Origin of the sequence: Dapis purpurea BLCC-M126, from assembly GCF_050015975.1 — a bacterium.
Lineage (GTDB): Bacteria > Cyanobacteriota > Cyanobacteriia > Cyanobacteriales > Microcoleaceae > Trichodesmium.
The window spans coordinates 58,336-69,743 of sequence record NZ_JBNHER010000273.1 but is presented as its reverse complement, the minus strand read 5'-3'; the positions used below and the strand labels follow the sequence as shown (position 1 = coordinate 69,743).

Below are 11,408 nucleotides of genomic sequence, written 5' to 3'. Positions count from 1 at the left end.
ACCAAGAGAAAAGTGCTCTTGAATTTCCTTGTATTCAATCCTCTCGGTTAAAACCTTCTTGTAATTATCAATTATCCATTATCAATTATCAATTAATGAACTCCTGTCTCCTGTCTCCTAACTCCTAGCTAACGCGCATATTTATAAAGATACGCTTAGGGTTTCTATAAGGGAGTTTTTGCGTTTCGCCTGTCGCCGACATGTTTGCGGACCATTCCCTATACGAAAAGGCGGAGCCTAGCGGCAGCTAGATCGCTACTTTCATGCAACAAAGCCCAGATTTATCCTAATCATGCATAGTAATTTTGATGACAAATTAATGTTCACAGCAACTGTAGCCGTGGAACTTATATCAAATCCGGTTAATTGCACATAGAATCTGGTTATTGGATATGTCTTGATAATTTTTTCAATTACTTTAATAAATATCTCGCTAAATTCCCCACCGGAGAGTAGTTAGGGGTTTGTCTCCATATTCCCATCTCCCCATCCCCCCAACCATATAATAAGTATTCAACCGGATTTGATATTATCCCTGATAGCAGCATAAATAATCAAATCACTAACAAAAATATATCATTTTCGTTTTAGTTTTTTTCCTAACTTGAGTTATTTCCCAACAACTCTATTTATTTTTCCTGAATCTTCAATTCATCAATATTCCAAAAAGCTCCGCCAATAGCGGAAAATTTTAAATTATTAATACGATCGCGAACTGCTTGGAATGAAAGAGGATTTACTAAAACAAATATAGGTAATTGTTCGGCAACAATTTGCTGAAATTCTGCATAAATTTCCCGGCGCTTATTTTCATCTACTGTCTGATATCCTGCCATAAACAAACGATCTATTTGTTTTTCCCAGTCAGAAACTTGCCAATTTTTGAGTACTGGTTGACCAGGTTGATGACCTAAATTAAACTGATGAAATGAACCGTTACTTGACCAGAATATGGAAAGTAAATTTGGCTCAAGTTCTGCACCAGGAATATTAAAACCTCCAAGGTAACATTCCCAATCTCGAGATAATAATAGCTTTTGCAAAACTGTGTTTGCAGTGAGGAGTTGTAAATTAGTTTTAATGCCAATTTTGCTTAAATATTCTTTGACTTTAACTGCTATATCTATACGTATTTTTTGTTCAGATATTACTAAAATTGTAAATTCGACTTGGTTACCATCTTCATCTAATAATTCATTGGCATCGTTATATTTAAAACCATTATCTAATAATATTATTTTTGCCTTTTGAGGATCGTAGTTATAGACCTTTAATCCTGCTTCTGGAGATAAATAATAAGGACTTTGTACTGCGATAGGAGAGTGTTTAATTTTACCTAAACCTCGATAAATATTATTTTTAATATCTTCACGATTTATAGCATAGGCAACTGCTTGACGAAATGCTAAATTATTAAACCAACGAGATTTAATAGGGTCTACTAAAGGTTTTCCTTCTGCATTTTCAGCTTGATTAAGATTAAAACCAATAAATAGGTAGCCTAATTCAGGGCCAGCATTATAAATCTTATATTTACCTCGTTTTTCTTCTCTTTTCAGTAGTTGAAATGCTTGAGGATCTACTCGAATATTATCTAGTTCCCCTGAACGAAACCTCAGTAATTGATTGTCAGTTGACGGAATAATTTGGATAATAACTCGATCGATATAAGGTAGAGAATTTCCGACCGAATCAGAACGCCAATAGAAAGGATTTTTTTGTAATACTATTCTTTGGGAAGGAATATAATTTTCTAGTTTAAATGGACCATTACTAATAATTTGTTGTGGTTCTGTATTAGTATTCCAGGTTGATAAAAATATAGGTTTACCATCAGCATCAGTTGACAGAATACTATCTTGTAAAACATGGGCTGGTAAAATTTTTAATATTTCTATATATCTAAGAAATGGAGCAAATGGTTCGGGTAAAATAAATTCTACTCTTTGCCGATCTATTTTTTTCACAGAGGGAAAAGTACCTCTACTACCAATTTTTAAAAAATCTCTTAAAATTGTAGGAATTTTTGGGTTTAGATAAATATTTTGATAGGTAAAAATAACATCATCAGTGGTGAGAGGCTCTCCATCAGACCAATTTAATTCAGAACGTAAAGTAAAGATAACTCGCTTGTTATCTTCAGAAAAAATCCAAGATTCTGCTAAGGCTGGTTCCAATTCACCAGTCAAACCATTTTCTGATATTAATCCCTCATAAATAAAATCAAAAAGTACATCAAGAGAACGGATCATAGCAAAATTAAAAGTAGTTGGAGGCAGAGAATTAACTAAAACTAATTTTGAGTTATTATTACTTTGAGAATTTAATAATTTTGGACGACAACCACTTGTAAAAATTAATAAACAAGATAATATAATCCCTACTAAAAAGCGTATTACTCTCAAAGTAGTAAACTGATGAATCTCTTGATTTTTGTTTTTACTTTCTAACATTTTGAGATATTACTGGGTAATATTTTTCGGTGTTGCTAAATTTAGGAATGAATATAATTCCGGTAGGTATTCTGCCCATTCAAAAATATAAAGAACGGGCAAGATGCCCATTCCACAAAACTATTAATAACGGGCAAGATGCCCATTCGACAGCGCATTTCTGCAATGCCTATTTTGATGATTTATTCTAGAGCAGTTGAATAACCGCCGACAGTCTGAATGGAAGATTATTTTTAAGATTTTTTATTAAAAAACTGCAGTTTTTAATTAGAGCTTTTAAAGCTTGATCAAATAAAAGTTTCAATCTACTTGTCATCCTGTGAGCTAAAGTCCTTTTAATTAGGAAAAATACTAATTTTTATTCAATCTTGCGTACAGATGGATTTACTGCTAACAAAGCGATCATAAATAGAATAATACTTCCTGTAACAGTAAAAAGTATTGTTAGATCGAGATTTACTAATAAACCAGCTATTGCAAAAGAAAAAGGAGCAATACCAAAGGAAGAAAGCATTACAAAGCTCGTTACTCTTCCTAAAATTTCAGGTGGAGTTTGTTTTTGAATCCAAGTAATTTCTGTAACAACAAAAAATCCACTGCAAAATCCGAGTAAAACAATTATTAGACTAGCTAAAATTATATTTGGTGCAAAACCAAGAATAAATAAGCCCGAACCTTGTATACCACCAAGAATTAACAATAAAGTTCCAATTCTTAGAGGATTTCGGAGTAAACTTGGCATTAATGCTCCTAATAAATTACCACCACCCCAAGCTGAGTTCATTATCCCTAAAGCAACTGCGCCACCTAGAAAACGACTATGAGCGAGGGAAGCAAAACCTATTCTTAATGGACCTATAAAAATTAAGTTATAAACCATTACTACTAGCAAAATTGTTCTGAGAGCTAAATTGCTCCATCCATATTTCAGTCCTTCCCGAACTCCAGTAATTAGACCTAAAATTTCTTTGCTTAAGCTTTTATTTTTAGTATTAGTTTCTTTGATTTTACTAACAATATTGAAATTAGAAGAGACTTTCATTAACGAAAGTGTGGCAATGCTAAAAATGAAAGTAACAGCATCGATCGCAAAAGCCATCTTAATACCACTAATTGCTATTAGTAAACCACCTAAAGCGGGACCGATTAATAAAATTAGTTGATTAGTTCCTTGACTTAAGGCGTTACTTGCTGTTAACTGCTCTTTTTTGACAATACGAGGAATAATAGATTGGACTGCCGGGATAAAAAAGCCGTCTAAAGTTCCAAAGCAAATGGAAAATAGGTAAAGATGCCAAAGTTGGGTTGCTTGATTCCAGACTATTAATGTCAGTACAATTGTTAGTAAAGTACGCAAGATATTGGCAACTAGCATTACTAACCGAGGTGATATGCGATCGCTAATTGCACCACCGACTAATATGAAAATAGCACGGGGAATAGCTGCTGCCATTAGCACTGTCCCCAAACTTAGGCCCGAGTTGGTTAATTCTATTGTTAACCAGGGTAATGCTACCAGGTATAGTTGATCTCCGAAAACTGAAATATTTTCACCAATAAATAATAGTAAAAAGTTCCGTATTTTTAGGGGTTCCCAAATAGACACTCGATTTTGATTCGATCGTTCCATAAAATTAAATAAGATATTTCCCTTGTCAATAATTTGTTCTTCAACAGGAGCAAGATGCTCCTACTACTTTTGGATACCTATCATAAACTGGGTTTCTTTGGTATACGGATACTACTAGATTTTATCTAAGAAGTTGTTTGAGAAGTGCTGCATGGAACCGATAAATCCTAAAAACCTAACCCCCCTGCCCCCCTTCCCTACCAGGGAATGGGGGTTTCAAAGCCTCTCTCCTACCAGGAGAGAGGTTTGGAGAGAGGTTTTTATAAGTTTACAAACAGTTTCTAATATTATGTTCGGATAATTAATTACAATAAAGTTTTTGTTTGTAGTTGGGCTTTTTAGCCCTTACATTACTTAGTATTAGGGCTAAAGCCCAACTACGAGCAGAATTATAACTGTTCTACCGAACATATATAACTCCAAATTAATTAACTTGCCGTTGATAACCTTGCCAGTATTTTTCCCGCAGTTTACCCTTTTGTACTTTGCCACTAGGAGTTCTTGGTAAAGATTCAATAAAATCAATACTTCTAGGTAACTTGAAATCAGCAAGTTTTCCTTTGACAAAATTGATTATCTCTAATGCAGTTCCTGTCATTCCTGGTTTTAAAACTACAATAGCTTTGATATTTTCTCCAAAATCTTCATCTGGAATACCAATTACAGCAACTTCAGCAACAGCAGGATGTTCATAGATGATATTTTCAATTTCTGCTGGATAGACATTTTCTCCTGCATAACAGATCATATCTTTAACGCGGTCGCAAACATAAACATAACCTTCTGCATCAACATACCCTGCATCACCAGTATAGATAGAACCATCCACTAAAGTTTTAGCTGTTGCTTCGGGTAACTTCCAGTAACCTATCATATTAGCAGGAGATTTGATACAAATTTCACCTATTTGGAAGGGTTCTAAATTTTTGCCTTGACTATCTAAAATTCCTATTGATACCCCTGGAAATGGTTTGCCCGCTGCTTGCAGTCTTTTTGTATTAGTAGAGGTATGAACCTCTGGAGGTAAACATACGGCACAATTTCCTGTTTCCGTCAAGCCGTAAATTTGTGCAAAGTCACACTCAAATGTTGTCATTGCTTCTTTGAGTAATAATTCTGCAATTGGGGAACCTCCATAAACAATATATTCTAATGATGAAAAATTCGTTTCTTCGCACTCAGGTTCAGATAAGATAACTTGAATCATTGCAGGTACCATACAAGTTTTTGTGATCTGATATTTTTCAATTGCTTCTAGTACCTCAAACGGATCGAAAGCTTCTAACACAATATTTTCTGCTCCAGCTACCAAACCACGAATTGCCCACCATAAACCGCCAATATGAAAGAAAGGCACAACTAATAAACTCTTATCTTTTTGGTTCCAATTGATCCAATTTTCACCCTGTTTAGCAAATTCTTTAGCAATAGCAAAAAAACTATAATGTCCGAGTTGAACGCCTTTAGGTTTTCCTGTAGTACCGCTAGTATATATTTGCACAGCTACATCATTTTCATTAATAGTAATATCTGGTTTGACATCGCTATGTTGCTGATACCAATTACTATAATTAATCCAACCTAGTTCATTTTTTTCTAAAGAAATAAAGGTTTTAATATTGTTAACTTCTGCTTGAATAGATTGAACCAAATCATAAAATTCCGGTCCAATAAATAGAAGCTCCACATTTGCATCTCTAAGAATATAACTGACTTCTGCTGCAACTAAACGCCAATTAATTGTTACTAAAACAGCATTTATTTTGGCACAAGCAAATAATATTTCATAACTCTGGAGTGAATCTTTAGCTAATAATGCGACTCGCGATTTAGGTTTAATTCCTTGTGCTAAAAGTGCATTAGCAACGCGATTACTTTGGAGATTTAACTCTAGATAAGTAAGAGTTTTATCGTTGAAGATTAAAGCATTATTATTAGGAAATTCACGAGCTTGTACATAGGATAAATCGGCTAGTGTTAAAATTTCATCGTTGTGTATCATTCGATATTACCTTATACTATTTTCCACAAGTTAAAAGTCAGATTTTATAGGTTAAAAACTTTAGCACCACAGTAACTTCAGGAAACTATTTTACATCTAAAGTTTGAAACTATTTATGATATATAATCTGGTAGTATCGGTACAATTTATACCTCGTAGGGGTTTGGTCACCAAACCCCTACAAAACTTGGAGTTTTTGCCAATACTAATAGTAAAATCTTATTCTCCAAAGCAAGATATTTGTTATCAACAAAACTTTTATTAACTACTGACTGCTACCAGACATTTTTTTAATTCCTGAGCAATAATATTAATGTATGGCGGACGAATAATGGTGAAATGACTACCATCTAAATTTCTAGTATAGCATTCACCAGTAGTATATTTACTCCAATCAGTATAAGAAGTTTCTACTCCCAATCTATCCGTTGCCATCCAAACATCTAGTCTGGATTGAATCTGGGGTATGCGATGAGCGCTTAGTAGTTTGTCGTGCATTTCAGTGAGAATTAATTGTTTTTCCAAGATATCTAAAGGTATATCACCTGAGAGAACGTTTCTTTTTTGTCCCCAAGTTAGCATCCGCTCTAGACGCTCAAGAGGAGTCAAAATTTTTAATTCTTCTCGTAATTCTTCTAATTCCATCTGTTCCAGGTTTGTTAAAGCATTGACGAGGGTAGCGCCAAACACTGAAACTAAATCTGTGAGAGGATCTGGTTCAGCAGTTGCACTCAACAAGGCATCCACAAGACCGACAAAACCTAGTTTTTGCTGTTGCTGCTCTAATTGTTGAGCAATATTGACAGCGAGTACCCCACCCATGGACCAACCCATGAGATAGTAAGGTCCACTGGGTTGATATTGGCGAATGATATTGGTATATTCGATCGCCATATCTTCTATGCTTTGATGTTCTTGGTTGGGATCGTTGAGAGCGCGAGATTGGATGCCGTATACTGGTATATCTGTTCCTAAACAATTTGCTAGATTTTTGTATACCATTACTTGTCCCCCGGATGGATGGATGCAAAATAACGGTGGTTGAGTACCTTCAATTGAAATGGGAACTAGATAGGTTGGTTTAGCTACAACGTCAGGGTTTTGGGCAATTAGTTCTGCTAACTTGGCAATGGTAGGATATTGGAAAAGTACGCTCAGAGATATGTTGGCGTTCAATTTTTGATTGATTTTTGCCGTAAGTTGCAGTGCTAAAAATGAGTATCCTCCTAATTCAAAGAAGTTATCGTGTATGCTTACCTGTTCAAACTTAAAAACTTCAATCCAAGTTTCTGCGAGTAATTCTTCGACTGAGTTGCGAGGAGCAACAAAAGTTTTTTCTGACTCTGGCACTATCTGAGACGGGATAGGAAGAGCTTTACGGTTGATTTTGCCGTTGGGTGTTAGTGGCAAAAATTCTAGTTCGACGAAGGTAGAAGGGATCGTGTAATCTGGTAATTTTTCTTTGAGAAAGGAACGCAGTTGAGTATTAGTAATTTCAGGTTGAGTGATTTCGGAGAATTTATCGGTTTCTGGAATGAAGTAACCTATTAGTGACTTATTTCCTCGTTCTTCCCCGACAGCGTTAACGACTGCTTCCTTGATACTGGGATGCTGTTTCAACGCTGCTTCTATTTCTCCTAACTCTATGCGATGTCCGTTGATTTTTACCTGGAAATCTTCCCTTCCCAAAAATTCTATGTTCCCGTCTGGTAAATATCTCCCCAAGTCTCCTGTTTTATATAACCGCTCTTTTGTGACTGGATGTTGGATAAAACTTGCTTCAGTTTTTTCTGTATCTTGCCAATAACCTAATGCTAACCCTTCTCCTCCAATATAAAGTTCTCCAGGAACCCAGACTGGAGTTGCTGCCATCAATTGATTGAAAACATAAAATTGTTGGTTAGACAGGGGTTTTCCATAGGGAACACTTTTCCAATGTAAATCAATTTTCTCAATGGGATAATAAATTGACCAAATAGATGCTTCCGTCGCACCTCCTAGACTAACTACTTGCACTTGGGAAGTGTGGGAGGTGTGGGAAGGGTGGGAAGATGGGGAGGTGTGGGAAGGGTGGGAGGTGTGGGGAGATGGGAAGGTGTGGGAAGGGTGGGAGGTGTGGGGAGATGGGGAGGTGGAAAGCGATTGAATTTTTTCGGGTAAATTTAACGGCAACCAGTCTCCGCTCAACAAAGCTAAACGCAGGGAAGTTAGTGTTGTAGTTGGTTTAGTAGATAAATATTCCACCAACATTTGCATCAATGCAGGTACAGAATTCCACAAAGTTACTTTTGTGCTAACAATTAAATCTAACCAATGAGCAGGATCTTTGACTGATTCAGGATGAGGAATAACAATTGTTCCTCCTGCAGCGAGAATACCAAAGATATCGTAAACCGATAAGTCAAAGTTTAAAGCAGACAGAGCTAATATTCGGTCAGATGCGCTAACAGCAAAACGTTGATTAATGTCGAGAATGGTATTAACCGCACCCCGGTGATTAATTGCCACTCCTTTCGGTTTACCTGTGGAACCAGATGTATAAATTACATAAGCTAAATCTTGGTTAGTGGAGCGATCGCCTACATACCCTTCTTGCAACTCTTCTAAGTTCTCTTGAGAAGGCAGAAGGCAGGAGGCAGAAGGCAGAAGGTTCGGTTCAGTCGGGGTATAAATCCCCGACTGAACGGGAGCTACTGAACGGGAGTTCAGTGGGGGTTTGAAACCCCTGCTCCCTTTGGTCCCCAGAATGCTCGTGCCTATCTCCTGCGGAGACGCTACGCGAACGGCATCGGGATAAATCCCTCCTGCCTCCTGCCCTCTGCCTTCTGCCTTTCTTTGATCAATAGTTAAAAGTTTTATTCCTTCTGGGAAAGAAAGGTTAGTCACTAGGTGAGGTTGAGTAACAACTAAATTTACTTCTGCTTGTTTGAGCAAATACCATTGTCGCTCCTGGGGTTGATTTGGATCGATCGGTAGATATGCTGCTCCTGACATTAATATTCCTAGTACGGCAACAGTTTGTTCCCATCCTTTCTCCATGACAACAGCTATCAATTTATTCGCAGTTGCTCCCAATTTCCACAATTTATCTGCTAACTGGGTTGCTCGTCGATATAATTCTTGATAAGTCAACTTATAGTTAGGAGCAATAACAGCTAAAGATTCAGGTTGCACTTTTGCCTGTTCAATAAATAAACCATGCAAAGTTTGTTGAGAAACTATAGTGCTAGTCTTATTAATTTCTATTCGCTGCTGTAACTGAGCGGGAGGTAAAAGTTTACGGTTTGTCTCAACCCAAGCTGAATCAGAAATTGCCAGGCGATCGAGCAGCTCGCAGTAAGCTCTAAACATATCTTCTATTAAACCTTCTGGGAAAAGTTCTTCTACCACATCCCAATTAAATAATAACCCCCCGTTTTGTTCGGTAACTTGATGGTCTAACCATACTTGAGGAGTTTGACTAACACTATAGACTTCTTCTCCTAAAAAATTTGCTTTTAAATCTTTTTCATCCCTAGAATTTAACCCTAAAATACTGGTAAAAACTATTGGCATTAGTGCAGTTAGTCCGGCATTACTACGACGAGTTAATTCCTGTAAAACTTCTATTCCACTAATCTGAATATGGTCTAAGTCTTGTAATAATTGTTTCTTGATTTTTTTGGCACGATTAGTAATAGTATCTAGAGTAGAATTATCTATGGGTAAAATAATTGTATTGGTAAAATCTCCGACAATTTGATTTACTTCTGGGTGGAGAGATAAACGCTCAAAGACAGTAAGATTGAGTGTAAAATAAGGATTTTTACTCCAGAATGTTAAAACTTCAGCAAAAGCAGTTAATAAAATCATCGAAGGTGTTAAACTAATTTTTTCACCATTTTGTTTGAGTTTGCGCCAAATTTCAGGTTTAAGTTGACCGCGATAACGTTTAAATCTATATTTTTTTAATTGACCGGTAAAAAAAGCTAAAGGTAATTCTGGTGCAGGAGGTAAACTGTCTAAACGATTAAACCAGTAATTGCGCGATCGCTCGATTGATTCTGGAGATTTTAAAGCATTTTTATTAATTACATAATCTCGAAATGATAAGGTCAGCGGAGGTAATTTAACTTCAGGATTATTATATACTTGATTCCATTCTTGAAACAGAATTTGTATACTCGCAGCATCCATCATTAATAAATCTAAATTAATGTGGAGACGCACGATTTTATTATCTAAATAAGTAGCTCTAATATCAAATAAAGGCCATCGGTCTGATGGTAATATTTGATGAGATAATTCTCGGCGAATAGCTGTTAATTTAGTATCTATTTCTTCGGTTTCTAATCCTCGCAAATCTAATTGAGCAATTTCATAACGAGGCACTTGCTCTAAAATTTTTTGTTCCCCTGTAGGGAGGACGATCGCTCTGAGCATATCGTGGCGATCGATTAATTTCTGCCATGCTGCTGTTAGTCTAGAAATATCTATATCATTAGTTTCAAATTCAACATAACCATTAATTGCCACATTGCCCAACTCAAATATACCACTACGTCCGATCCAGTAAGCTTTCTGAATATCAGTCAAAGGAAAAGGTTCGTATTTGTTAGTTGAGTCAGGGGCGATCGCTTCCACAGAAGGAGTATCTGTCTGTGTTTCGCGCAGCAAAGTAATAATTTCTTGTTTGTATTCCTTTAGAGATTGACGTAACTCCGGTGTTAAAACTCCTTTGGGCGCATTAATAATTAATTGCTCATTTTTAACAGATAATTTTACACCTAGTTTGTCAAGTTGATTTAAAAGTTCATTTCTTTTCATATAAAAGTTAAAAGTAATAATTTAAGTCAAAAGTTAAAAGTCAGCTACTGGTAGGGTGTGTTAGCGCAGCGTAACGCACCATATATATAGATTTGTTGCGTAAGTTATAAATTTCAGCAACGGAAACAGATAATAAATCTTAGACTAGGCAATGTTTTTCCTACTGTTCCCTATTCCCTACTAGTGGACTGATATATCTAAAATGGTGCGTTACGACGGATTCGTGAATCCTTTTCAGAGTCTAAATTTAAGCCGTCTAACACACCCTACCAGTTTTGCACTGCTGGACTGACATATCTAAAATGGTGCGTTACGACGGATTTGTGAATCCTTTTCAGAGTCTAAATTTAAGCCGTCTAACACACCCTACCAGTTTTGCACTGCTGGACTGATATATCTAAAATGGTGCGTTACGACGGATTTATGAATCCTTTTCAGAGTCTAAATTTAAGCCGTCTAACACACCCTACAAGTTTTGCTTAATTCTTAAATTCTAAATTCTCTTCCCTCCTGACTC

Annotated in this window: 4 protein-coding genes; all 4 read right to left on the bottom strand. The window is 36.2% G+C overall.

Features of this window, described 5'->3' with window-relative positions:
• Positions 1-629: 629 nt before the first annotated feature.
• Positions 630-2,453 carry an ABC transporter substrate-binding protein gene (locus ACP6PL_RS25380; protein ID WP_426548113.1) on the bottom strand — a complete coding sequence of 608 codons (1,824 nt, stop codon included), beginning with the start codon at positions 2,451-2,453 and terminating at the stop codon, positions 630-632.
• 358 nt (positions 2,454-2,811) lie between these two features.
• Positions 2,812-4,083, bottom strand: coding sequence for an MFS transporter (locus ACP6PL_RS25375; RefSeq protein WP_426548112.1), 1,272 nt, complete (start codon positions 4,081-4,083; stop codon positions 2,812-2,814).
• A gap of 424 nt (positions 4,084-4,507) precedes the next feature.
• A complete protein-coding gene (locus ACP6PL_RS25370; RefSeq protein ID WP_426548111.1) occupies positions 4,508-6,085 on the bottom strand; it encodes a long-chain-fatty-acid--CoA ligase in 1,578 nt (525 codons plus the stop codon).
• A gap of 261 nt (positions 6,086-6,346) precedes the next feature.
• The gene (locus ACP6PL_RS25365) at positions 6,347-10,891 is read right to left on the bottom strand and encodes an AMP-binding protein (protein WP_426548110.1); all 4,545 of its coding nucleotides are present in this window, start codon (positions 10,889-10,891) and stop codon (positions 6,347-6,349) included.
• Positions 10,892-11,408 lie beyond the last annotated feature (517 nt).

Bases quoted from the DNA above. Each gene is read 5' to 3' on its own strand.
- ACP6PL_RS25380 (WP_426548113.1), bottom strand. From the start codon at position 2,453: ATGTTAGAAAGTAAAAACAAAAATCAAGAGATTCATCAGTTTACTACT.
- ACP6PL_RS25370 (WP_426548111.1), bottom strand. From the start codon at position 6,085: ATGATACACAACGATGAAATTTTAACACTAGCCGATTTATCCTATGTA.
- ACP6PL_RS25375 (WP_426548112.1), bottom strand. From the start codon at position 4,083: ATGGAACGATCGAATCAAAATCGAGTGTCTATTTGGGAACCCCTAAAA.
- ACP6PL_RS25365 (WP_426548110.1), bottom strand. From the start codon at position 10,891: ATGAAAAGAAATGAACTTTTAAATCAACTTGACAAACTAGGTGTAAAA.